The 23,120-nt window shown below is 67.2% G+C and carries 19 protein-coding genes; 8 read left to right on the top strand and 11 right to left on the bottom strand.

Annotated elements, in window-relative coordinates:
- Nucleotides 1–254: 254 nt before the first annotated feature.
- On the top strand, nt 255–2,846 hold the full coding sequence (locus tag WME79_RS38760) for a hypothetical protein (protein WP_437525464.1): 2,592 nt from the start codon (nt 255–257) through the stop codon (nt 2,844–2,846).
- On the opposite strand, the gene WME79_RS38765 is transcribed toward WME79_RS38760, so the two are convergent.
- The 3 genes from WME79_RS38765 to WME79_RS38775 are packed head-to-tail and all read right to left on the bottom strand — an operon-like array spanning nt 2,843 to nt 6,239.
- Nucleotides 2,843–3,859 (bottom strand): hypothetical protein, encoded by a 1,017-nt coding sequence (locus WME79_RS38765; RefSeq protein WP_437525465.1) that lies wholly within the window; start codon nt 3,857–3,859, stop codon nt 2,843–2,845. The two genes, WME79_RS38760 and WME79_RS38765, sit on opposite strands and share 4 nt — an antisense overlap.
- The gene (locus tag WME79_RS38770; protein WP_437525466.1) at nt 3,856–4,986 is read right to left on the bottom strand and encodes a TRAFAC clade GTPase domain-containing protein; all 1,131 of its coding nucleotides are present in this window, start codon (nt 4,984–4,986) and stop codon (nt 3,856–3,858) included. The genes WME79_RS38765 and WME79_RS38770 overlap by 4 nt, the downstream gene beginning before the upstream one ends.
- Nucleotides 4,983–6,239: a hypothetical protein gene (locus WME79_RS38775; protein WP_437525467.1), complete on the bottom strand. Its 1,257-nt coding sequence runs from the start codon at nt 6,237–6,239 to the stop codon at nt 4,983–4,985. The genes WME79_RS38770 and WME79_RS38775 overlap by 4 nt, the downstream gene beginning before the upstream one ends.
- Before the next feature lie 87 nt (nt 6,240–6,326).
- Here WME79_RS38775 and WME79_RS38780 point away from each other — a divergent pair, with 87 nt between their 5' ends.
- The 3 genes from WME79_RS38780 to WME79_RS38790 all read left to right on the top strand — a co-directional run bounded on the left by WME79_RS38780 (nt 6,327) and on the right by WME79_RS38790 (nt 11,078).
- Nucleotides 6,327–8,330 carry a hypothetical protein gene (locus tag WME79_RS38780; protein WP_437525468.1) on the top strand — a complete coding sequence of 668 codons (2,004 nt, stop codon included), beginning with the start codon at nt 6,327–6,329 and terminating at the stop codon, nt 8,328–8,330.
- Nucleotides 8,327–9,343, top strand: a complete 1,017-nt coding sequence (locus tag WME79_RS38785) for a P-loop NTPase (RefSeq protein ID WP_437525469.1) — start codon at nt 8,327–8,329, stop codon at nt 9,341–9,343. The genes WME79_RS38780 and WME79_RS38785 overlap by 4 nt, the downstream gene beginning before the upstream one ends.
- A 499-nt stretch (nt 9,344–9,842) precedes the next feature.
- Nucleotides 9,843–11,078, top strand: a complete 1,236-nt coding sequence (locus WME79_RS38790) for an MBL fold metallo-hydrolase (protein WP_437525470.1) — start codon at nt 9,843–9,845, stop codon at nt 11,076–11,078.
- A gap of 326 nt (nt 11,079–11,404) precedes the next feature.
- Here WME79_RS38790 and WME79_RS38795 read toward each other — a convergent pair whose 3' ends face one another.
- From WME79_RS38795 to WME79_RS38825, 7 genes are all read right to left on the bottom strand, one after another.
- Nucleotides 11,405–11,542 (bottom strand): hypothetical protein, encoded by a 138-nt coding sequence (locus WME79_RS38795; protein ID WP_437525471.1) that lies wholly within the window; start codon nt 11,540–11,542, stop codon nt 11,405–11,407.
- A 504-nt stretch (nt 11,543–12,046) separates the two neighbouring features.
- Nucleotides 12,047–12,652: an HAD family hydrolase gene (locus WME79_RS38800; RefSeq protein WP_437525472.1), complete on the bottom strand. Its 606-nt coding sequence runs from the start codon at nt 12,650–12,652 to the stop codon at nt 12,047–12,049.
- A 111-nt stretch (nt 12,653–12,763) separates the two neighbouring features.
- Complete coding sequence (locus tag WME79_RS38805) at nt 12,764–14,071, bottom strand: hypothetical protein (RefSeq protein WP_437525473.1); 1,308 nt, start codon at nt 14,069–14,071, stop codon at nt 12,764–12,766.
- Entirely contained in the window at nt 14,068–14,985 is a 918-nt protein-coding gene (locus WME79_RS38810) for a hypothetical protein (protein WP_437525474.1), read from the bottom strand. Before WME79_RS38810 ends, WME79_RS38805 begins: the two co-directional genes overlap by 4 nt.
- Nucleotides 14,982–15,827 carry a hypothetical protein gene (locus WME79_RS38815; RefSeq protein WP_437525475.1) on the bottom strand — a complete coding sequence of 282 codons (846 nt, stop codon included), beginning with the start codon at nt 15,825–15,827 and terminating at the stop codon, nt 14,982–14,984. Before WME79_RS38815 ends, WME79_RS38810 begins: the two co-directional genes overlap by 4 nt.
- On the bottom strand, nt 15,802–16,611 hold the full coding sequence (locus tag WME79_RS38820) for a ParA family protein (RefSeq protein WP_272104085.1): 810 nt from the start codon (nt 16,609–16,611) through the stop codon (nt 15,802–15,804). Before WME79_RS38820 ends, WME79_RS38815 begins: the two co-directional genes overlap by 26 nt.
- A gap of 93 nt (nt 16,612–16,704) precedes the next feature.
- Nucleotides 16,705–17,121, bottom strand: a complete 417-nt coding sequence (locus WME79_RS38825; RefSeq protein ID WP_437525476.1) for a hypothetical protein — start codon at nt 17,119–17,121, stop codon at nt 16,705–16,707.
- Nucleotides 17,122–17,317: 196 nt separating this feature from the next.
- On the opposite strand from WME79_RS38825, the gene WME79_RS38830 reads away from it, so the two are divergent.
- The 4 genes from WME79_RS38830 to WME79_RS38845 all read left to right on the top strand — a co-directional run bounded on the left by WME79_RS38830 (nt 17,318) and on the right by WME79_RS38845 (nt 22,245).
- Nucleotides 17,318–19,945 (top strand): TonB family protein, encoded by a 2,628-nt coding sequence (locus WME79_RS38830; protein ID WP_437525477.1) that lies wholly within the window; start codon nt 17,318–17,320, stop codon nt 19,943–19,945.
- Nucleotides 19,942–20,694: a hypothetical protein gene (locus WME79_RS38835; protein WP_437525478.1), complete on the top strand. Its 753-nt coding sequence runs from the start codon at nt 19,942–19,944 to the stop codon at nt 20,692–20,694. The genes WME79_RS38830 and WME79_RS38835 overlap by 4 nt, the downstream gene beginning before the upstream one ends.
- A 10-nt stretch (nt 20,695–20,704) precedes the next feature.
- A complete protein-coding gene (locus WME79_RS38840) occupies nt 20,705–21,190 on the top strand; it encodes a hypothetical protein (RefSeq protein ID WP_437525479.1) in 486 nt (161 codons plus the stop codon).
- Nucleotides 21,191–21,309: 119 nt separating this feature from the next.
- Nucleotides 21,310–22,245, top strand: a complete 936-nt coding sequence (locus WME79_RS38845; RefSeq protein ID WP_437525480.1) for a hypothetical protein — start codon at nt 21,310–21,312, stop codon at nt 22,243–22,245.
- Between the two features lie 45 nt (nt 22,246–22,290).
- Here WME79_RS38845 and WME79_RS38850 read toward each other — a convergent pair whose 3' ends face one another.
- Nucleotides 22,291–23,016, bottom strand: coding sequence for a DUF4215 domain-containing protein (locus WME79_RS38850; RefSeq protein WP_437525481.1), 726 nt, complete (start codon nt 23,014–23,016; stop codon nt 22,291–22,293).
- Nucleotides 23,017–23,120 lie beyond the last annotated feature (104 nt).

The following is a 23,120-nucleotide window of genomic DNA, read 5'->3' on the forward strand; positions in this document are numbered from 1 at the left end:
CTCGGGTCGCCTTGGTGCCGCTCGCGACAGCGGCACCAGGGTGGCCGCATCGCCGGGCATGCCGCGGGCCGGCGGCGAAGGACCGTGGGGACGGTTCGGCTCGGGACGCGGCGGCGTGGTCGCTGGGCCTGCGGCGAGACATCGGCGTTGACGCGTCGGATCGAGAGGACCGCAAGGTTCGGCGGCGTCGCCTCGGCTTTCCTACGCGCCGCTCCCGTCCGATGCTATGCCCCTACCAGGGACTCGAGGTAAGGATGATCGCACAGACGCTTCACGGCTACGACCAAGGGCATCGCCTGCTCGCACATGGCGGCGACCTAGATGATGCCGAGTTCGCGCTGCTCGATCGCCTGAGCGATCTCTCCGGTTACGTTCCGCTCGGTACCGAATTCGACCGTTATTATACGGGCTTCTTGTGCGGCCGCTACTATGCGTTCGCGTGCACTTGGCCAGATTGGACGGCGCCACGGGCGGGTACAGTGCACACACACACGTTGCTCATTCCTCTGAACGCGCTCGACAGCATCAATGATCTATGGGGCCTCGAGCCCTGGCATCGCCAGCCTGCCTCCGCCACAGATCGTGCCCCATACGCAACAGAACTTTCGCTGGATCTAAGTCACACCATCACGCAGCCGCCAGTTCCGGCCTCCGAGCGTGCGACGGGGGCCATCGTCCTCTGGTTCGGCCAACGTGAGCGGCCAGTACTCTGGGTAGAGGACTCTTCACCCGACGACGTCGTCCGGTATTTGTGGGGACTCTTGTGGCCACAAGCTCGGGAGCGGTTCTCATTCTGTACTTTCGCTCTTCAGGTTCGCCATCTGCGGCGCCGTCCCTTTGGGTTCCTCGCGCTCCCTCCCTCGTCACGGGGCTCGTTTCATGAGCGCGCAAAGAGCCCGGCATGGTGGCATGATGGCCAACTGACAAGCGCGGCGCTCCGCGGCCGAGTGGATCAGCCCTGGGTTCGAGCGATTCTCGAAGGGAGGGCCGATACAACAAGATCCATGCCACGCTTCTGCGAAAGTGAAGCGTTAGCTCTCATCGATGAGCCGGAGTTTCCAGTCTTCTATCGCTTTATCGAACTCGAGAAACCTGCGGAAACGCGCCTACCCGCCGCACGTGCGAGGGCGGATCTCCTGGACCGCTTATGGCCTGATCTATCCCCGAAACATCCCTTGGTCTCTGAGACGTTCAGACGACTCTTGCGCCTACAGAGCGACGCACCTCTGGCACCACGTCCGTTTTGGGAACTCGGCGATTTCATCAGACGTCCAGCGGTCGGTTCGCTCGCGGTCTCCGATCCGGACTTCGCCGCGGAGGTCGAGCATACGATCAAGAACGAGGTACGGCGGAGACTCACCGACGCACCACCAGAAGCCATCGATGGACTGGTGTCACTGCTGAATTTCGACATAGAATTGTGGATTCGCGATGCAATCGCCAGCGGGGTAGGGGCAGCATTCGCCGAAATGCCGGATGAGGACGCGACCGATGAGAAGGCACGAACTTTGCTCCTTGGAAGCACCGCAGTGAAAGACTTTCTCCTCGTGGCGGCTGTCCTCGCTGCGCTCTCCCCGATGAGACGCAAGCGCGTTGCACTGCTCGCACTGCAAACAGCTCCAGAGGAGGCACGCACACTTCTAGCCGATCCTATTCTCGCTGCCGCGCGTCGGTTCGACGATCTTCCGCTGGTCGTCGACACATGGCTCGCATTAAACCAGCCGGACCGCGCACTTCAAGATGCCACGAGCGTCGTCCTCGCAGCTCCGGTGGTACGCCCGGAGCGCCTTGAGACGATCCTCCCACATGTGGATGCAGAGAATCGATTGATGTGGGCTCTCAACGTCATCGATCCGCGGCTCGCTGAATGGGCTGGCGCTCAGGGCGCCACCGCATCAGAAAGGCTCGAACTCTCCGACCTCATCACCCGCTGCGGAGCTGCGCCCAACGGCGGTAACGTGCTCCTAGCTTATCTGGACCAACTCCCCGTCGCCCACCGTGATGAGCACCTCTTGAGTGCTCCCATCGCCGTGGCGCTCGCCTCCAGTGCGGCGAGCACTCCCGCCGCCAAGCGTGTCGCGGCTTGGATCGCGCCCTTACTAGTGAGTAAACTCACCGAGGGGAACTGGAGTGCCGAACAGTCAACACCATGGATCCGCCTCGGTGTCATCCAGCGAGCGATTGCCGATGCGAGCACTTGGACACTCTTCAGTGGCACGCGCCCATGGGTGACGAACTGCCTCCCGAATCTCGCCCGAGCCGTCAGCATCTATGTAAGCAGCGATCCTTCAGCGACTCTCTTCTGGGTTCCGAACCTTCTTGACCGTCCGCTCGACGAAGCACGATCGACCAGTCTTTCCGCTGCGACAGACGAACTCACAAACATTCTCGCATTGCCGCCAGATCGCGACGGTTGGCAGATCCTCGCCGCCCAAGTGCTCGTTGCTGCTCGAAGATCTCTCTTTCCCACAGCGTATAAATTGGTGGAACGCACCTATCCCGTGCTCTACCAGCGGCTGGTTCGAGGGGAACTGAATGTTACGTCCAGTTCGCTCTTGAGAAGGTTCACTTGGTACGAATGGGACATCGCCAAGACCTGGCGGCATTGGTTGCTCGACAGTTGGATCGATCAACGATGGCCGGTAGCGTCCTTTTTACGGTGCCTCGGAGATGACGAAGCCCTGTTTCGCCGCGTAGCGCGTCGAGCTTCGCACAAGCGGAGCGGACGCGACTTTCTTGCCAGTCTGCCCGACGCCCTCGCGAGAGAGCCTGTGCTGGCCGAACAATGGCGCGAACCGGTTGCAAGGTTTTTTACTGATCCCAACGCACCCTTCGACTACGATTAAATAATGTCACCATCTGCGAGCATGTCGTCTCCGAACAATGCCCATTCGATAGGCAATGCAACATTTCGGGTGCGATGAAGTCGACCGCTCGCGTCACTCCAGATGACGAAACCGTGCGGATCCTCGCGGTACTGATTTCTGTAGTTCTCGTCTTTTAAATTTCCCGCCGTGGACGAAATCCCAAAATAGAACACGTCTTCTGAGCGGTAGTTGGCCCACAGAAAGTCCTCCAGCAGCGGGGCTCGATCGGCAAAGAATGCTTTCGGCCCCATGCGTTGCCAGACAGAGTCGACGGAATCCCAGGCCGAGGCGAGGAGCGCAAGCCTCATTTCTCCTGGATTTGGTCGCTCGCCGGGGTGAAGACAACGCTGATGCCGAAGGAACTGGAGCAACTCGACAATTGCGAGCACAGTTGGAATCTGCACTGGTTCACGTGGCGTAGCCACTCGCGGCTTCCTGGCTTCATCCTTGAGCCCAGCGTCAAATACTCCCTCTGGATCACTGCCGATCTTCTTTCGCAAACGCGTCCGCCCTTTCGGCTCGGCCTTGGTCTTGAGGGCGAGCATCCGTTCGCGATCAGTTAGGGCATCATGAGGCTCAAGCTGCGGCAGAGGCCTCACCGCATCAGGACGGACGAAGAGCAAAATGCCACGCGCATTTGCCCGTGCCCGCCACTCCGGAGAGAAGCCTTGCGTTCGATCCATAAAGAGCCGTTCTATTGCCTCTCCATCGTAATCACTCATCGACAGGGAGATCTCTTCGACCTGTCCTCTGTACATTGCACGAAGCGGAAGTTCAAGCGTATGGGTCTCACCAGCTTTCGTCCGTTGTGGATAGGTAAGCTCGAGGAGTGGCTCGCTTAGGCGCTCATAAGCCGTGGCATCGTCTGGAAGCCCGGCCAACTTCAACGTCGCTAGGCTCTCGCTCTCCAGAGCCCGGACGACCGCCCCCAAGTAAGTGCTCTTGCCGCTCGCTGGCCCGCCGAGCAGGGCCACTGTGGGTCGCACGCTCATGGATTGCCCTCGCTCCGACGCAACATCTGAAAGTAGCTGCCCACCTGGGGCACAGGTAATGCGAGCCTCGGCCAGCGATCCCTACGATCGGCGTGTGCCATGACGTGCACGAACGGAGCAACGACCCCCACAGGCTGGCCTTGCTCCAGAGGTTTGGGAAACGCGCTGACCGCGAACACTGCAACGTTAAATCCTACATCGCGCGCATCTCCAAGTGCGCTCCAGATCGTCGGAGTGAGCTTTCCGAGACGTCCCCACGCGTCTCTGTTCTCGCATGATGTAAATTCGGGGGGATCGACCTGGTCAACGACGCGGTCAAACTTGCTGAACACAAGCGCTAGAGCTCGCCCCCTGCGTTTGCCGGCGACTCCGAAAATTCGACGGACAAGTCTACCTATGACAGCATCCAACTTTGCACCTGATTTGCCGATCAACTCGAATGAATCCGCGACAACAACGAATCCATCACTACGTGGAATGAACGCGAGCCGGCGCTGTGCATCCTCGTCGACGCGACGCGTCCAACCTTCGATCCACTCCCCGGCAACATCGCTCAGGAGAACGTCGATATGTCGGTCGTCGGCCTCGTCTGCCGGCCGGAGTCCGAGATGGAGAAAGCGTCCGGCGTCCTTTGACTCATCCTTTGGAGTGCGCGCAACAATCGTCTCGCCCGGTTTACCCATCCAGCGGTTGGCTCGCGCCACAAGTTCCTGCAATCCATACAGCGAGCGGCTCGAAGCGAACCGGTAAGGAAATCGCCCGTAGTGTCCGTTAGCAATTTGGAGGAAGAACGAGGCCATGAGGCTGGTCTTCCCCGCATCGTAAGGCCCGAGAATCGAGATGAGCCGCGCAGGTGAGCGCTGAACGATAGTCTCAGCCTCTTGAAGACTGAGATGCCGGCCCTTCCATGGAGCCGAGTCCTCGCCATCAAGCACTGTGGGGGATTCAAAGATCTCTTCGGCCGGAGAGGGCGCCGAGACAGGCGCACCAGTTTCGGCGCGCTCTAGTTCAGGGCATTCAGCCAGCGGATGTGCATACTCGTCTGCCCGAGCGCATCGACCGCCTTCAGGCAGCGTACAGTCGGGGTGCCGACACCGGAGAGGCTTTAGCACGGGAGGGAGGCTCATAATTCTTCCAGGTAAAGATCAAGTAATGCCTCGCGAAAGATCCAAGACACCCATTGTCCTCGGTCGATCTTCTCATCCAGATTTAGCCCAATGACGTCCCCTGCAGTAGTAAGAGGCTCCTGTCGAGCAGTCTGACGGCGCGTCCATGTAACTGGCAGACCAAGCGGGTCTATACTTGCGATACGATCAAGACCCTCGGAGAGTCGAAGTGCCTTATCTCCAGCACTCGCCAATGTCGCACGAAGCCCCTCCATCCATCCGATGACCGACTTCTGCTCGGAGACTTCCTGCCCCAGATCATTGAGCATCTCGACAAGATATGCTGCGGCAGGCTCCACATTTACAGACAAAGACAACTCCGCCGCCTCGATCGCCGCCCACCAAAGGAGCGCATCCGGATTCGATTTCATGCGGCGATAAGGCATTCGAAGTCCGCGACAGTAACGAGCCTGCCCCCACCATAGCAAATCAAGCTCTCCATGTAGGCCCAATACCTCCTCACGAAGCCGCCCGATGTCTTGCTGCACGATCGTCTCCACGAACACAGCTGTATGCTGCTCCAGCCTAGCGGTCTCTTGTGACACCCGCACAAGTCCGGCGGACAGCTTTTCCATGGCGCCATGATACTCTTTGAGCACCTGGACAAGCTGCGGACCAATCGCGCCTACATGCCCGTGCGACTGATTGGATTCAATATGACTGATACTACTTTGCGTATTGGGAAAGGACATTCCACCAAACGGACTAATTCCGATCTTGGCGAGTTTGGGACTAGCTGTGCTGGCGGCTACGTGCTGTCGGATGAGTCTACCGGATTTCCGTTCGGTCCTCCAGTGATCCAGTTCAGATCGCTGCCGCTCTCTCCCGCGCATGACATCCCAAGCTGAGTCGAGCAACACTGGCAGCGTCAGTCCGCCCTCGTTCGCATCGTGAGGCCACGCCGCGACGAGCAAGGCTTGCCCATAGAACACATGGTCTGCCCCGGTGCCGGCGCTCGCCCACACATCGGCCAACGCTTTGCGAAGCGCGGCCCAGCACGCACGCCTTCTCGCATCCGGGCGTTCCGGGTCGGCGAGCAAAATCTGTACGGCACGGATTGTCATCTCCGGTTCGCTCTTCCCCCGCCCAAGCCAGGCTGAAACCACATCGAGCGCGCGATGCTGCGCCTGGCTGGTCGTTTCGTCGGGTGTCAAGCCCCACGCCGTCCAGATTTCACTGAGCCGGTCCCGCCTGTCCCCGCTGTCCGTCGTCATGAACTGGTCTTCTCCTCCGGCCACGTTGTACGCTAGACTTCAGGTGCTCCCAGCTGGCACCCGGTAGTATTTACCCGACGCGCCTCAATGATGGAACCCCCTAGCCCCGACACGACCGCGCCTCCCAGTCGCTCCGACGCGCTCGACGCGCTCGAGGCGCGGGCGCTGGATTTGTGCCGCAGCGGCGACGAGTCCGCAGAGGATGCGCTGCTCGCCGCGATTGAGCGCGCCGAGCACGACGAGGAGCGGGGGTTGTACCCGCAACCACCCCCTATCGATCCGTCTGAGGGCCGCCGGTCTTCCGCGGAGCTTCGCCGCCTGCTTCAAGTGCTACGCGGAGTTCCGCCCTCCCAGGCGCCTGCCCGCACGCGCGCCGGCTATGCCCTCGAAGGAGCGCCCGCGGGCGAGGCGCACGTGATCCCGGCCTTCATCGCCGCACTCGGATGCTCGGGCAAGCTTCGCGAGGCCTTCCCTGACCTGTGGGCCGTCGATGGCGCGCTCTGGGAGAGGCTCGACCACGCTGACGTTCGCGAACTCGCGCGACTGTGGCTAGAGAGCCCTGGTCGGCGCCTCGTGCAAGATCTCAACGTGCTCGCGCGGATGCCGAGCCCGAAGCGCCTCGGCGCGACCGATCTCTCCGCTTCGCGGGTCGACGCCGCTGCTGGGCTGCGCAGCGATGCGGAAGAGCATCCTCCCGACCTCCCCCGCAGCTACCACGAGTTGCACAGTGCCGTCCCTGGCGAAGTACTTTCCGACTGGGAGCCCCAGCCGCTCGATGGCACCGAGCAGATTTTGCGAGGGCTTCACCTGCTGGAGGCTGGACGCCCGCTCAGTCTACGAGGGGCAGCGCTCGCCTGGCTCCTCAATCGCGCCGCCGATGATCCATTCTACATTGTAGACGGAATTCGCCGAGATCTCCGTGACGACCTCCCCGTTCGGCTCAGCGCTGCGGTAGCCGGGTGGCTCGGCGATGCGCTGCCGAGTGCGGTCCCACGCCAGTTGGAAATGCTCGCTCTCCAGCACGCCGCACGCCTCATCGATGGCGATGTGAGCATGGCTGCCGCACGACGGAGCTGGGCGATCGCACGTTGGCTTCAAGGATGTCTCCGACGCAGCCCCTTCTTTGGCGCAGATGAGGAGGTGCTCGCCGCGCATCTCCGTGCTCGCTTACCTGAGGAGCCGCTGCCGGTACCCCGTGATGCCGACGCGCTTCATCCAGCCAGATTCACGTTCGATGAGACCGGCCTCGACATTGCGGAGGTCTCCTTCATTGCGGGCGTGCTCGCACATTATGGACGCGCCCAAGAACACACGCTTCTCCCGACACCTGTGCCACTTGTTCATGCACTCCAACGAATTGCATCGCACGAGGTCCGCAATGCCGAAGAGGAAGCCGATCGTGCGCTCGTGGCGGGGCGCAATGCTCTCGGCTGGCCTGCTGACTATTCAATCGCTTCGGCCCTAGCCGCTCGTCAGCTCATGACCGAGCTGCGAATCGGTTGGCTCGCGCAAGTCGATGGGGCAGCGCAGCTCGACTCAATCGAACGGTTCGCCACGGATCCGACGCATCATGCTTGGGTCGCCTACGCCATCCAACGTGAAGGTCAGCACCTTCGTCCGGCCGCGCGCGCCCGTGCCGTCGAAGTATTTCGCGCGTTAGCGAACACGCGACGCGCGCCCGCGCATGTGCTCGGCACTTTCGGAACAGGTCTCCTCGACGAGATCATAGACGACGAGGCGGAAGGCATACTCGATCTCGCAGCGAGCGCCGATCCTCAGTGGCGACCGTTCGTAGTCGACGCGCTGGCCGGCGCCGCTGAACGACTTAGCCGCGCAGAAATTTGGGTCCGTGCTCTGGATTGTCTACTCGACATGATGGAAAACAGACAGCTCGACGACAAGACACGTCTCAACGCAGCTCTCTTCGCCCTGCGGCGCGCTTCCGCATCGAAGACTCTCGGCCGCGACGCAATGCTTGGTCGAATCGCCAGTGCCGCGGCCATCCCGCCCTTCAGTGATCACCTCGGCCTCCGGCGCGAGATTCGGCGGCTGGGGGTAGCCGGCCCCGCACCCACTCGATCCAAACGATGATCCACCGCTTGCGATGCTACTCATTCCATTCGGTTAAGGGGGGAGTCGGAAAATCCACTCTCTCCGTCTTGACGGCTGTCGCGCTAGCCGACGCCAACCCACGCTCGCGCGTCTATGTGGTCGACATGGACCTGACGGGGACGAGCCTCGCTGACGTACTACCGCTCGAGGCGCCGGCCTGGGAGAGGGTCGGGCCGCGCGATCGAATTGATTTGCTTGCCGAGCCGAAGGATTTTCATGCGCACGACGAATCCAGTTCGCGCATTGAGGAACGAGGCCAGGCACCAACCGACATCACCGGCGCGGTAAGTGTTCCCTTTCTCAACGATTACCTTCTCTTCAGCCCTGCAAAATGGGATGAAACGATGGATATCCCGCCTTCCGCCATTAGCTGGAGGTTGCAGGATGGGCCGAAGAACCTTCGTGTTCTTCCAAGCAGCGCGCTACCACGGGATTTGGCTCGGGCGTTGCCGGTCATCTACGACGAGGAGCACGCCGCGTTCCTTGAGGGTCGACTCGAATACCTATTCGCGGCGCTACTGCATGAATCGGAAGAGGTGTTCGTAGTCTTTGACACACCGCCCACAATCCCCGGTCTTTCACGATCGGTGCTGAACCTCGCGTTCCGATTATCAAACAACCCCAAGACTCCGCTCTCCGAGGATGGTTTTATGTTGCCGACGCTCGGCGAGGCGCGGGTAGAGTGGCGAGCGTTCCTCGTTGCGACGCAGGACTATCAAGATGTCCGTGCCGCTGCACGCTGGCTCGACCTTGTTCGCCCCGAAGATCCCGACATTCTACGGTTGCTCTTGAACCGAGTTCACGGTCAGGAGGAGCAAGGCAGGGAATTGCATGAGGACGCCCTGCGAGATCGCAGCGCCAACCCGCATGTGTTGAACCCCATTTGGATCAAGGAAGAAGTGAGCTTGCAAACAATATTCCGTGGGGAAGACTGCCCACCGATCGTACGTGACGTACTGCTGAAGCTCGATCGAGAGCCGGAGCCACGATGACCGAGCGAGGGTTGCTTCGGCCCCAGCGGCCACGGCACTACCCCCGTGCATCGGCGCCAATTGCGGAGTCGGCGCTCACACTCGCGCGACAAGTCCCCGTTCGGCCAGCGCGCTTCCCTGTAGGCCTCGAGAAGACGCTGTTTCCACCACCCGACAAAGTGAAGGGCACGCCTCTCGCGGTGGCCGCGTACCTGGGACGAGTCGAGGACGTGAGTTCGGCGGGCGAAGTAACCGTAACCGTCTGGGAGCGTCCGAGCGGGCGTGAGGGGCTTACGACGCTCTCGGTTTCCAAGCACCTTGAGGGCAGGAGCCCTTCCGTGGGGGATCTACTATGGATCTGGACATGGGACGACACCGCCAAAAGCGGCCGCAAGAGGCAGCGAATCCACGTGGAGGTGGAGTCGCGCGAGTTAGATCTAAACGATCGCATTCGACTGCGCGCACTGCTCGCGGATGTCAGGGAGAATAGCAACCAATGATGCCTGGAGGCAGGAGTCGGGTGCCCTCCCCCGAATATGCCACCGAGATCCTACCCGAGCACCTACCGGATGGGATGCTGAGCATTGCTGTCTTTGGCCCTGGTGAAGGAGAGGCTATCGTCGTCCGCTTGCCTGACGGTTCCATCGGCGTCGTCGATGGCTGCCGGGAGCCCCGAGATGGCAATCCGGAGGGAATCGGCGACCCCGTCCGCGAGCTTCTCACTAAGCTTGAAGCAAGCTCGCCAAAGTCGCACAATTTCACTCTTGAGTTCGTGTGCCTTACCCATCCGCATACCGATCATTACCGCGGACTTGGCAGGCTCATCGAGGCGTACGCGGGTAGGATCCGTCACCTGTGGACGGTCACACATGCAACGCCGAAGTACGAGAGGGCGTTACCTGAGTGGCTTGAGCTAATCCGGACCGGTGACGCTCCGGACGCCGGCGACCTGGAGGGCCTGACGCGAGTTCTTGCTGCCTTCCATGAAGAGAAGAAACGTGTACAGACGCTGAATCCGAGCGGTTTCTCGCAGCTTTCGCATCAGAAGCCGCTCTTTCGGCGAGCGATGCACGGGCACGAATTGGCCATTGATGCGTGCGGTCCTGCGGATGATGACATTGATGATGCACAAAAGGAGTTGACCGAAATCCTCGATGTCGCAGCAAAATGCGGCACGATCTCCCGTAAGCACGATCCCAATTTGACCAGCGGAGCGCTCCTGCTCCGTTGGGGAAGTGCAGCTGTGCTTCTCGCCGGGGATCTCCTTCGCGGACGGGGTCTACATTCGGGGTGGCAGCGGGTCAGAGGGCACATCACTGGCGAGGTCCAGGTCGTCAATGTCGCTCATCACGCATCCGAGGCAGCTCATGACAACACGTTATGGGCCTCCATGCGACCTGCGTTAGCAATCGTTACCCCGTTCAAGCTCGGAAAAGTCCCTAACCCTCCGCGCCCTGAGCAAATTGCCGCACTCGCACGTACTGCGGTCGTCGCTATCACATCTCCACCTGAATGGGGTGGCGAACGGAATCGGCCGTTTCCATTGCGTTCGCGCGGACGGCGAAATTTTGCAGCAAAAAACGGTGTCATCACGATCGTTCCCAAAGCTGGTGATAGCGCCAGACGAAACGCTGTCGGGGTCACCTTAGACGCCGCTGGCGGAATTCGCCGCCTAGTCCTGACGGGCAGTGCCGACGTGTACCTCGCGCGAGCGAAGAAGAAGGCCAAGATGCCTCCGAAGAGTAAGCTTTCTTAAATCCGCGAGTGCAACCCTCGATCAAGTTGAGAGGCTCTTTAGAATTGGCGAGGAATTCCACCAAGGCATAGCGCGCCCTGTTCCGTCCGGCGGCGTCGTTACCGAACTGCCATTAACCGCATTCGCTGCGCTCGTTGAACCATCTCGCTGCCTCCTTCGCCGCGCTACTACGGTAGTGCATCTGACCGAGCACGAGCTGCCCAAGGTACCCATGCGGCAGTGTGCATCTTCGTCGCCTTGGGGTCTCCTTGGGGTCTAAGGGCATTTCGCAGTACGCCAACATTGCAAATCTCGCTCGGACGCCACTGCTGCCCGCCGCACCTACGTCATCGCACTTTTTTGCTATCAGGTTTTGTCGTGCCGCTCTTGCCGAGCAGCTGGCTGCGGAGCACGCTGACCACGTTGACCGCCATGAGCCCATGCTCCGGCGTGCCCCGGGCCATCGCGAAGATCTCGCCGTTCACATGCTAGTGCTTCGCCTCGCTCGCCTGCTCGCAGGCGAGGTACTCGGCAAACGTGAACGTCAGCTTCCGCGCGGGCTCGGCCATGTTCGACCTCGTTATTCGTAGTCTACCGCGCTGTCACGCGGCGAGCGAGCCGCCCTCCCCGCCGCCGGCTCCGACGACGACGCGCCGGCAACTGCGGAGGGAGCGGCCGTCTTCACCTTCACCACCTGTCCTCGAGCGCCTCCACCCGCACCTCGCACGCGCCATCCCCCCTGAGCGGCGACTTCGACGCGGGTGTGGAACGCGCGGCCCGAGCGGCGCGCGGCGGCCCACTGACGCGCGGCCTCCATGCGAGCCAGGCGAGGCATCCGTCTCGCCCGAGCATCGCCCTGGAGCTGCCGGGACGAGCGGACGCCCAGGAGAAGGTCAGTCCATGAGCTTTGCCGCAAAGGCGCCACCCGGCGCAGAGGTCCTGTTCGTCTGACGCCCCCGGCTCAGCCCCGGCGGCCCTCTGCGCCCCACTCACCCACGCTCGGCGGCGAGCGCCCGGGGATCGACGAAGACCCACGGCATGCCCGCCGCCTGCGCGGACTGGATCCCCAGCGCGGCGTCCTCGAAGACCAGGCACCGCGCGGGCTCGACGCCGAGGCGCTTCGCCGCCTCGAGGAACGGGTCGGGCGCCGGCTTGGGCCGCGCGTAATCCTCCGCCGCGACGACCACGTCGATGTACCCGCGGAGGCCCAGGAACTCGAGCGTCCGTTCCACCGACGCCCGTGGGCTCCCCGAGACGACGGCGCGCTTCACGCCCGGAGGAGCGTCGCGGAGCGCGGCCACGACCTCAGGCACGCCTCGCACCGTCGGTATCAGGCGGTGGTACGCCGCCTCCTTCGCCGCGAAGACCTCAGCGACCGGCATCCGGAGCCCGTACTTCCCGTTCAGGAGCTCGACGATCCGGTCGGTCGGCATACCCGCCCAGCCGTAGAAATCTTCGCCGGAGAACTCGCACCCATGCGGGGCGAGCGCCTCTAGCCAGGCCTGGTAATGGACCGGCATGGAGTCCGCGATCGTCCCGTCGCAATCAAAGAGATAAGCGACAAACGAGCCTGAGGGGAATACAAGTCCTGGCATAGGCCGCACCTGGTAGCATATCGGCAGGCCTCCCGCTGGTGCGCCGGCCACCCCGGAGAGCTCGCCGTTCAAAACCTCGTGCTTCGTTTTGCTCGCGGGCGAACGAGTTCGTCACCACCTGTCCTCGACCGCCTCCACCCGCACCTCGCACGCGCCATCCCCCCTGAGCGGCGACTTCGTCTCTTGCACGCGGAACCGCGTCCCCATCTTGAACAGCCCACCATACGTCTCGGCGTCGATCGGCCGCACCGTCCCGAAATCGACGCGGTGCAGGAGCTGCATGATCGCGAGCGCCGTCCCCTGCTGGAACAGGAGCCGCCCCCGCGCCGTGGACCCGTGCTTCATGGCGTAATACGCGCTCTCGTGTGTGATCGGCGCCCGCAGCACGAGCGCCCGGCCCGGCTGGAACTCGGGTGCGGAGAGCGCCCCCCAGCCGAGCGTGCGGGCGAGCCCGAGCAGCTGCTCGAGACGCTCGTGCTGGTCCCTGCCCACCGGACCGCACGCCGCCTCGAACGACGAGGACGAGAGCATCCCCCCGAGCAGGTGGAACGCGCCCGTCTGCGCCGCCTCCCGCACGAGCGCCTCGAACACCGGGACCAGCTCAGGAGAGCGCCGCTCGATGAGGTGCACCGTGTCGAACGTCTTCTGATCGATGTACCCCACCGGCAAGAGCGCCAGGTTCACCCCGTACGCCGAGATGAGCCCGCGCTCGTCCGACCGCAGCGCCCCGAGCTCCTCGAGCATCGCGCCCTCCACGCGCTGCGCCCGAGAGAGCGGCCCGCCCTCCGTCTCCCAGCGCACCCGCGCCGACTCGATCTGCTTGCGCGTCAGCGCCTCGCCGAAGCGCGGCCGCTCCGACCGCCGCGTCAGCAGGAAGGTGCAGGCCGCGTCGCCCCGCGCGACGCACGTCACCTCGTCGGCGTCGAGCCGCCCCCAGTCGGACGGGAACGCGAGGCTCGCCGCGGCCGCGCAGTAGCCCGAGGCGAACGCGTCCACCGTCAGCCGGTTCTGGATCCGACCGCCGTACTTCGCGAGGAAGCTCGTCCCGTGGAAGAGCGACTCCGCCTGCACCGCGCCACCCTCCGCGCTCACCTCGAACCGCAGCCGCCCCTGCCCCATCGCGGCGAACAGCTCGCCCGCGAGCTCGAGCTTCTCCTGCGGCGACGCCCCATGGCGGTCCTCGTACAGCGGCCCGAGCAGCGCGTGCGCCGCCTCGAACGCCGCCTGCCGGCGCACGCCGCGGCTCTCCCCGCCGAGCGCGTCGAAGATCGTCTGCTCCAGGAAGAGCGCGAAGTGGTGGGAGTGCGCGATCACCAGCTGATCCGCCACGTGGAGCAGCCCGTGCGGGACGATCGGGCCGACCAGATCGCCGAGCGGGCCCTCGATGCGGCCCCGCAGGCCGTGCCGGAGCGCCGTCACAGGAGCCTCCGCAGCGCGGCGCGCTCCAGGCCGAGGATGTCCGCGACCGCCGTCTCGACGAGCACCATCGCCTCCGCGCCGAGCCCGTCGGGGTGCTCGAGCGCGAGCGGCGTCAGCCCGGCGCGCAGGGCGAGCCGGAGCCGCGCCACGTGAGGCTCCGGCGCGCGCGCCTCGAGCAGCGCGAGCAGCCGCTGGATCCGCGTGACCTCGGCCGACGGCGGATCGACGGGCGGCGGCGTCCCGCCGGTCCGGCGCGACGGGATGCTGGACGAGCCCCTCGGCGGCGCCGAGCGCGCGACGCCCCGCACGAGATCGTCCACCGTGTCCGCGCTGAGCGGCTCCTCGAAGAGCCCCGACGGGTCGCTCAGCATTTCCTCTGGCGGCTCCTCGAGCGGCAGCTCGGGCGCGAGCGTCGCGGCGAGCCGCTGCGCCACGAGCCGCGCCATGCCGAGCGGCATCGTGCCGTCGAACAGGCTCGCGACGACGCACGCGCGGACGCGGCGCAGGAGGACGGTCCGGCCGCTCAGCTCCAGCGTGACCACGGGGTCCGGGAGCTCCTCCGCGCGGCCCTGCGAGCGCGGCGGCTTGCTCGACGATCGCGCGCCGCGGCTCCGGGCCGGGCGGATCGAGCCCTCCCGCTCCGGGACGAGCCGCTGCGCGGCGAGCTGGCTCCCGAGGTACGCGTCGCGCAGCCCCGCGGCCACGTCGCTCGGAGAGAGGGCCGCGCCCTCGCGGACGAACACGGCGTGGACGCGCGCGTCGCCGAGGTGGAACACGACGATGGCGTCGAGGCCGCCGACGCCGTAGCCGATGCCGTCGAGCGCGATCGGCGCGAGCGGGTCGTCGTCGTCCAGCGCGCCCGCGCCGACCGCGACGCCACGACCGAACGAGGGCTCGCCGTGCTCCGCGCTCAAACGACGACCCCGACCGCGGCGTCGAGCGCGTGCCGGCACGCGATCCGGACGGCGTGCGCCTCGCGCGGCGTGAGCGGGCCCGGGCGCATCAGGCCGACGATGTACGCGGCGGAGCGCACCTGGAACCCGATGAGCTGGAAGAACGGCCCGTCGCCGACGCAGAGCTCGAAGCGCTGCGAGGGGGCGCCGGGCAGCGCCGCGACGAGCGAGCCGATCGCCGACGCGATGAGGCCCGAGGCGGCGAGCCTCGCCTCCGTGTCGCGGATCGCGCCGGCGAACGGGAGCCCGGCCGCGTCCGCGAGGAACACGTCCGTGGCGCCCGTCGCCTCGGCGATCCACTCGATCACCCGGTCGCAGCGCGCGACCGGACCGCCCGCCGCGGCGAGGTCCGGGAAGCGCGGCGCGCGGCCCGCCGAGAGCGCCTCGATGGCGCCGTCGAGCCGCTCCTCGAGAGGCTCGCGCGCCGCCGCGAACGAGGGCGGCGAGGCCAGAGGCCGCAGGTCGAGCGGCGCGCCGCGCCGCGAGTCGACGTCGTCGGCCGACGAGGGCAGCGCGCCCCGGAGCCCCAGCTCGCCGCCCACGCCCGGGCTCGACAGGGGGCTCGACAGGGGCAGGAGATCGCTCGAGGGCGCGAGCTCCTCGAACGACGGCGAGAGCGGCGACGAGGACATCGGCTCGGGCTCCGCCCGCGAGGGCGGCGGCCGCGACTCGAACGACACGAGCGGCGGGGCCGCGGGCGCGACCGACGCCGCCCGCGGCCTCCGCGACTTCGACCGCTTGACCAGCGCCGCCGCGGTGACGACGGCGCCGTCGACATCAAAGGAGGAGCGAGATCGGGCCATCGTCATCGTCCGGCGAGGTGGGGTCCAGGCGAACCAGCACGTCGTTCGCGAGCTGATCGAAGACGCGCGCGAGCGGCGGAGGGCGCTTCTGCATGAGCAGGAGCGGCGCCCCGCGGAGAGACGCCTCGAGGAACGCCTCGTCGCGCGGGATGACCGTATCGAGGATGATCCCGTCGGGGAACTTCGTCCAGAGCGTCTCGGCGACGTCGAGCGACGCGGACGCCTGTCGGTCGAACATCGACAGCACCATGCCGAGCAGCGACAGGTGCGGGTTCTTCTCGGCGCGGACGCGATCGATCACCGCGAGCAGCTGGCCGATCGAGCGGAGCGCGAGCGGCTCGGCCTGGAGCGGCAGGAGCGCGTGCGTCGCCACCTCGAGGGCCCGCGTCGTGACCTTGCCGAGCCCCGCGGGGCAATCGACGACCACGATGTCGAAGTCCGGCGAGAGCCGCGCGAGCACGCTCGGGAGCACGGGCCCGCGGGCGAGCGCGTCCTCGAAGCCCGCGACGGTCGTGGGATCGACCCGGCCGACGGTGAGCACCTGGAGCTGCGGCTCGCGCGTCCGGAGCAGCACCGACTCGAGCCGCTCGGCGCCCGTCAGCAGCTCCGCGACGCCCGGCCGCGCGCGATCGGCGAGGCCCAGCGACAGCCCGAGGCTCCCCTGCGCGTCGAGCTCCAGGATCAACGCGCGGTTGCCCGCGCGCCCAAGGGCGAGCCCGAGGTTGAGGGAAATCGTGGTCTTTCCGACGCCGCCCTTCTGGCTCGCGACCGCGATGACGTGCATGGACTCCCTGACGGCGCGCTGTCATGGCGCCCGGGGGCCATCCTAACAGGACGGGTGCGGCTGAGAACTAGTCCCGTCCCTGACGAGCGCGAACTAGAGCAGCGAGATCCGCTTCATCAGGGTGCCGCACAGATCGCTCTGGGGGTTGCGCTCGCGCTCGACCTTGAGGCCGGCGCGGAAGATCTTGTCCGCGCTCTCGAGGTTGCCGAGCACGACGTGGCAGAGCCCGAGGAGCTCGTGATCGCCGGGATCGCCGTGGATCGACACGAGCTCCGTCAGCGCCGGGACCGCGGCGCGGTGGGCCTCGATCATCGCCTCGGTCGGCGTCGACGGGACGCCCTTGGCGAGGATCATGAGCCGCAGCACCTGGCGCTGATCCTCGGGGCGCTGCTTGAGGAACTCCGGCTTCTGGAAGAGGTCGCGGTATCCCTTGTAGGCCGCGTCGAGGTCGCCACCGCGCGCGAGGGCGACGATGGTCTTGACCGCCTGGACGAGCGTCTCATTCGGCATGACGAGACGATACACGGCCCCGCGCCCCGCGGCGAGACCGCCGCTGCACCGGCGCGACGTGTCGCCGAGAAGCCGCGCGCGAGAACGTCGCGCGACCTCGCGCGCTTCCGTCACCGTCGTCTGCGCGCGCGGCGCCCGGCGGAGTGGTGCTTGCGGCCGCTGTACGACGTGGTAGTCGCGTTGAGCTCGGTTGCTCATGCGCTGGTTGTCCCTCTGCTGCCTCTCCGCGATCGCCCTCGCCGCGCCGGCTGCGCTCGGGCAGCCTGAGCCGCGGCCCGAAGCGCCCGTGGCGCCGCAGATCCTCGAGCACGTGGATCCGGAGTACCCGCCCGAGCGGCTCGCGGAGGGCATCGACACCACGGTCACGCTGTTCGTCACGGTCGAGAAGGACGGCACGGTCAGCGACGCGGTCGTGGCCGAGTCCGGGGGCGCGGCGTTCGATGACGCGGCCATGAAGGCCGTGCGGCGGTGGCGTTTCTCGCCGGCGATGCGCGGCGGCGCGCCGCTGCGGGCGCGGATCCGGGTGCCGTTCCACTTCGCGCCGGGCCCCCACGAGGAGCGACCCGCGCCCGCGCAGACCGAGGCGCCGAAGGCGGCGGATCGCCCGGCGGCGCCCCCGCCGCCCCGGCCGGCGGCGCCGAAGCCGGTGGAGTTCGCCGGGGGCGTCGCGGGCCCGCACGCGGTGGCCGAGCCCGGCAAGCCGATCGAGATCCACGTGCAGGGCCGCCCGAACCCGCCGCGCCGCGCCGCGAGCGACTTCCGGATCGGCCGCGCGGCGCTCTCCGCCGCGCCGCACGCCACGGCCGCGGATCTGCTCCGCACGGCGCCCGGCGTCCACGTCGCGCACCCCGAGGGCGAGGCGGTCGCGCAGCGCATCTTCCTCCGCGGCTTCGACGCGGAGCACGGCCAGGACGTCGAGCTCCGCGTCGGGCCCATCCCGCTGAACCAGCGCTCGCACGTGCACGGCCAGGGCTACGCGGACCTCAACGTGATCATCCCGGAGGTGGTGCGGTCGCTCCGCGTCGTCGAGGGCGTCTACGACCCGCAGCAGGGCGACTTCGCGGTCGCGGGCAGCGCGTATTTCGACCTCGGCGTCGAGGAGCGCGGGCTCCTGCTCAAGGGCACGCTCGGCTCGTTCGGCACGCGGCGGCTGCTCGCGGTCTGGGCGCCGGAGGGCCAGTCGGAGGACACGTTCGGGGCCGCCGTGGTCCGCACGACCGACGGCTTCGGCGACGGCACGCGCGGGGCGATCTCCGGGGGCGCTGTCGGCCAGTACCGCGTGCCGCTGCCGGACGAGTACTCGGCGCTGCTGCACATCGCGGCCCACGGCGGCCGCGCGAACCTCGCGGGGGTGCTCCGGCGCGACGACATCGAGGCGGGGCGCGTGGGCTTCCACGACGCCTATCCGGATCTCGCGGCGCGCGCGCAGTCGGCCGCGTCGACGCGGCTGGAGCTCGCGCTGAGCGTCGAGCGGCCTTCCGACGACGGCTCGCAGAAGAGCGCCTGGCTCTGGGCGGCGACGTCCGGGTACCGCAGCCGGATGAACTTCACCGGCTACACGCAGCGCTCGCGCCGGCGGCCCGAGTGGGTCGGCAGGGGCGACCTCATCGAGCAGGCGAACCAGGACGCCGCGCTCGGCGGCGGCCTCGCCTACCGCACGCCGCGGATCCCGCTCGCGCCCTGGCTCACCGGCCAGATCGCCGTCGGCGCCGAGGTGCAGACCAACGGCATCGACCAGGCGCAGAACCTCCTCCAGCCCCCGCAGAACGAGACGTGGGATCAGCGCGTCGACGCGTCGATCCAGGTGACCGGGGTCGGCGCCCACGCCGACGTGCTGCTCGAGCTGTCGCATTACGCTCGCCTCCGCGGCGGCCTGCGCGCCGACCTGCTCGTCTTCGATGTGGACGACCGCATCGGCAACTTCATCCCGGCGGCGCAGAAGGAGACGCACATCGAGGGGTTCCGTCGCACGGCGGCGGGCCTGGCCGCCGGCCCGCGGGCCACGCTGGAGCTCGATCCGCTGCCCGCCCTGCGCGTCTCCGCCTCGTACGGGCACGGCTACCGCTCGCCGCAAGCGCGGCTGCTCGAGGACGGGGACAACGCGCCGTTCGCGACCGTGAGGAGCTACGAGGCCGGCGCCACGCTGCGCCCCGGCGGTGGCCTCAGCGTGACCGCGGCCGCCTACGAGACGCGCCTCTCCTACGACCTCGCGTTCGACGCGGCGGAGGGCGCGCTCGTGCGCATCGGCCGGACGACCCGCCGCGGGCTCGTCGCCTACCTGCAGGCCGCGCCGAGCCCCATGCTCACGGCGGGCGTGAGCGCGACGCTCGTCCACGCCACGCTGGACGAGCCGCCCCCGCCGACGCCCGAGAACCCGTCACCTCCGTACGTGAAGGGGCAGCAGCTCCCGTTCGTGCCGCCCGTCGTGGTGCGCGCCGACCTCGCGCTGAAGCGGCCGGTCTTCACGATCGCCGGCGCGCCCGTCGAGGGGCGGCTCGGCTACGGCGCGACGTTCCTCTCGCCGCGCCCGCTGCCGTACGCGCAGACCGCCGCGCCGGTCTTCGTGGTGGACGCGTCCCTCTCTCTCCGGCGGAGCCTGCGCGTCGGCCGAGACGCTGCGCAGGGCGGCCCCTGGATCGAGGTCGGGGTCGAGGCGCAGAACCTGCTCGACGCCGAGTACGCCGACACGGAGTACTCGTTCAAGTCGACCTGGCCGGGCACCGCGGGCGCGTCACAGCCGTCGATCCCTTCGGAGCTGCCGGCCCGGCACATCAGCGCCGGGTCGCCGCGCTCACTCCTCGCGAACGTGACGCTCTCGCTATGAACGCCCCGAACCTCGCCCCGGCTTCGCGCCGCCTCGTCGCCGCCGTCCTCCTCGGGTCGCCCGCGTTGTCCGCATCCGCCTGCGCCGGCACCGGCCAGCCCGAGGTCACGTACGCCGCGCACGCCGAGGCGGACGTCCCCGGGGAGATCGCCGCGGGCGCGTGGACGATCGCGCTCGATGAGGCGACGGTCGCCTTCGGCCCGGCCTACTTCTGCGCCGCGGACTCCGGCGCGTCGACGCTGTGCGAGACCGCGATCGCCGAGCTGACCACGATCACGCGCGTGAACCTGCTCGACCCCGCGCCGCAGCCGCTCGGCCTGGTCCACGGATTCGAAGGCGAGATCCGGAGCGTGTCGTTCAACTACGGCATCCACTGGTTCTCGACCGAGTCGTCGCCCACGCCGGCGCCGGAGGCTCCCGGCGTCAATTCCGTCCACCTGCGCGGGCGCGCGACGCGGGGCGCGGAGGCGCTCGACTTCGAGGCCGACGTCGACGCCGTGCCGCAGCGCCAGGGGCTGCTCGCGGTCCCGAGCCTCGCGGTCGCCGCGAGCGTCGGCGCGGCGCCGGTCCGCCTCGTGGTCCGCTTCGACGTCGTGGACGAGTGGCTCGCGAGCGTCGATTTCGACGCCCTGGCCGAGGGAGGGGCGACCAGGGTCGCCATCGCGCCGGGATCGCCCGCGCACCAGCGGCTGCGCTACGACATGATCGCGGTGCACCGGCCGCAGTTCCTCTGGTCGACGTCGCCATGAGGCGGTCTCTGTGAGCCGCCGTCCGGCCCGCGCGACGGCCGCTGCGCGGCGGCGGCCTGGCCGGAGCCCCGCCTGCCGGTGGCGAGCGCGCTGGCTCGTTGCGCTCGCGCTCGCGGCGCAGCTGTGCAGCCTGGCGCACGCGTTGCTCGTCCGGCACGCCCGCTGCGAGCACGGCGAGCTCGTCCACGCGGCGACCGTCGCCGTCACCGCGGCGACGCTGCACGCCGAGCGCCGTCCCTCCGGCGACCAGCCCGGCGCGCAAGGAGCGCGGCCCGGCGGGGGAGACGACCTGTGCGACGCGCTCGCGCCGCGCCACGAGGGCGACGAGCACTGCGACGCGTTCGCGCTGCGCGGCCAGCTCGGCGCGCCCGTGCACCGCGTGGCGGAGGCCACGCTGCTCGAGGTCGTCCGCCTCGCCTCGATCCGGCCCTCGCCCGAGGTCCGGCCGATCCCCTTGCTGATCCTGGCGCCGAAGAGCTCCCCGCCGGCGGCCTGATCATCTCACGAGGCCAGAGGGTGATGCGGGCGCTGGGCGCGCGAGGAGCGCGGGCCTGCGCTCGCCGGGCGCGCTCGTGCGCGCTCGTCGGGACTTCGAGACGACTGAGGAGCTTGATCATGCAGAGACTGAAGGAGACAGGGTTCGTGGTGACGGCGTGCGCGCTCGCGTTCGCCGCGGGGTGCGGCGATGACAGCGGCGCGACGTCCGAGACCGGCGCCGTGCAGATCTTCGTGGAGCCGGAGGACACCATCCCCGAGGGCCTCGAGCCGGGCACGGGGGAGGAGAACATCGCGGACGGCTGGAAGGTCACGTACGAGAGGTTCCTCGTGACGATCGGCAACGTGCGCGCGGCGCGCTCGGACGCCGAGGAGACGCTCGGCGATGCATCGGTGTTCGTGCTCGACCTCAAGAACGCCCCGGCGACGAGGTACGTGATCGCGGACTTCCAGGACGTGAGCGCGGTGCGCTGGGACCGCTTCGGGTTCGACCTTCCGAACGCGACGGCGGGGGTGAAGACGCTGCCGCCCACCACGGCGACTGACGTCGACCTCATGGTCGAGGGCGGCTATTCGCTGTTCTTCGAGGGATCCATCGAGAAGGAGGACGGCGAGTCGTGCCCACCACCCGGCGACGCGTGCGTCCCCGCGGCTCGGGTGCGCTTCAGCTGGGGCCTCTCGGCCGGGACGTCGTTCGATGATTGCGCGACCGAGGACGGGCTCAACGGGTTCAGCGTCCCGACCAGCGGCACGGTCGCGGTGAAGCCGACGATCCATGGCGACCACTGGTTCTTCGACAACATCACCGCGGGCGTGGAGCTGACCAAGCGCTACGCGCAGTACATTGCGGACAGCGATCTCGACGGCGACGGTGAGACGACGATCGATGAGCTCAAGCAGGTGAACGCCGCTGACGTGTTCGGCGATGAGTACAACCTCGCTGGCGCGTCCGGCGGCCCGATCGAGACGGCGTACGACTACGTGGTCGCGCAGGCGCGCACGCTCGGCGACTTCCAGGGTGACGGCGAGTGCCCGAGGCGCGCAGTGCTGCCGTGATCGGGTGAAGGCGGCGGGCGGCGGCGCCCCACGATGCTCACGGCGCTATGCCGGGCCGATCTGACAATCGCTCGTACACCCGTCTCCATCCGCCGTGTTGCCGTCGTCGCATTGCTCCCGCGGCGGCTCCGCCACGCCGTCTCCGCACACCGCGCCCGCGCTCCCCGCTGCGCGGAGCTGGCAGTCGCTCGAGCACGCATCTCCATCCGCCGTGTTGCCGTCGTCACATTGCTCCCACTCCGGGTCCACCACGCCATCTCCGCACACCCCGCCGGCGCTCGCCCCGCCCGCGCCCCCCGCTGCCTGGAGCTGACAGTCGCTCGAGCACGCATCTCCGTCAGCCGTGTTGCCGTCGTCACATTGCTCCCACTCCGGGTCCACCACGCCGTCTCCGCACACCGCGCCGGCGCTCGCCCCGCCCGCGCCCCCCGCTGCCTGGAGCTGACAGTCGCTCGAGCACGCATCTCCATCCGCCGTGTTGCCGTCGTCACATTGCTCCCACTCCGGGTCCACCACGCCGTCTCCGCACACCCCGCCGGCGCTCGCCCCGCCCACGGCGCTCGACCCGCCCACGGCGCTCGACCCGCCCACGGCGCTGCCTCCGGTCGCGCAGTCCGTCGAGGAGGAACAACATTCGACACACGTACCCGTGCTCGAGCTCTCCTCTGGCGAGTCGACCCCTTCGATGAAGCGCACCTCGCACGCGGCCTGCATCAAGAACAGCCCTGCGACGGCGAGCAGCGGACGGCGCGAAAGAAGATGATGACGCATGACTCTCCCTCTCAAAGCGAAGCCGGGATGTGCCTCGCTCTGGTAAGTGGACGCGAGCTCCTCTCCGTGGCTCACCAAAATCAACGATTCAGAAGGATCCGGCG

It is taken from the genome of Sorangium sp. So ce726 (genome assembly GCF_051521405.1).
Lineage (GTDB): Bacteria > Myxococcota_A > Polyangia > Polyangiales > Polyangiaceae > Sorangium.

What these genes read in the sequence shown, in the direction of transcription:
- WME79_RS38785 (WP_437525469.1), top strand. Translation starts at nt 8,327, where the DNA reads ATGATCCACCGCTTGCGATGCTACTCATTCCATTCGGTTAAGGGGGGA.
- WME79_RS38780 (WP_437525468.1), top strand. Translation starts at nt 6,327, where the DNA reads ATGATGGAACCCCCTAGCCCCGACACGACCGCGCCTCCCAGTCGCTCC.
- WME79_RS38845 (WP_437525480.1), top strand. Translation starts at nt 21,310, where the DNA reads ATGCAGAGACTGAAGGAGACAGGGTTCGTGGTGACGGCGTGCGCGCTC.
- WME79_RS38815 (WP_437525475.1), bottom strand. Translation starts at nt 15,827, where the DNA reads ATGGCCCGATCTCGCTCCTCCTTTGATGTCGACGGCGCCGTCGTCACC.
- WME79_RS38800 (WP_437525472.1), bottom strand. Translation starts at nt 12,652, where the DNA reads ATGCCAGGACTTGTATTCCCCTCAGGCTCGTTTGTCGCTTATCTCTTT.
- WME79_RS38760 (WP_437525464.1), top strand. Translation starts at nt 255, where the DNA reads ATGATCGCACAGACGCTTCACGGCTACGACCAAGGGCATCGCCTGCTC.
- WME79_RS38775 (WP_437525467.1), bottom strand. Translation starts at nt 6,239, where the DNA reads ATGACGACGGACAGCGGGGACAGGCGGGACCGGCTCAGTGAAATCTGG.
- WME79_RS38770 (WP_437525466.1), bottom strand. Translation starts at nt 4,986, where the DNA reads ATGAGCCTCCCTCCCGTGCTAAAGCCTCTCCGGTGTCGGCACCCCGAC.
- WME79_RS38835 (WP_437525478.1), top strand. Translation starts at nt 19,942, where the DNA reads ATGAACGCCCCGAACCTCGCCCCGGCTTCGCGCCGCCTCGTCGCCGCC.
- WME79_RS38820 (WP_272104085.1), bottom strand. Translation starts at nt 16,611, where the DNA reads ATGCACGTCATCGCGGTCGCGAGCCAGAAGGGCGGCGTCGGAAAGACC.
- WME79_RS38850 (WP_437525481.1), bottom strand. Translation starts at nt 23,016, where the DNA reads ATGCGTCATCATCTTCTTTCGCGCCGTCCGCTGCTCGCCGTCGCAGGG.
- WME79_RS38765 (WP_437525465.1), bottom strand. Translation starts at nt 3,859, where the DNA reads ATGAGCGTGCGACCCACAGTGGCCCTGCTCGGCGGGCCAGCGAGCGGC.
- WME79_RS38830 (WP_437525477.1), top strand. Translation starts at nt 17,318, where the DNA reads ATGCGCTGGTTGTCCCTCTGCTGCCTCTCCGCGATCGCCCTCGCCGCG.
- WME79_RS38825 (WP_437525476.1), bottom strand. Translation starts at nt 17,121, where the DNA reads ATGCCGAATGAGACGCTCGTCCAGGCGGTCAAGACCATCGTCGCCCTC.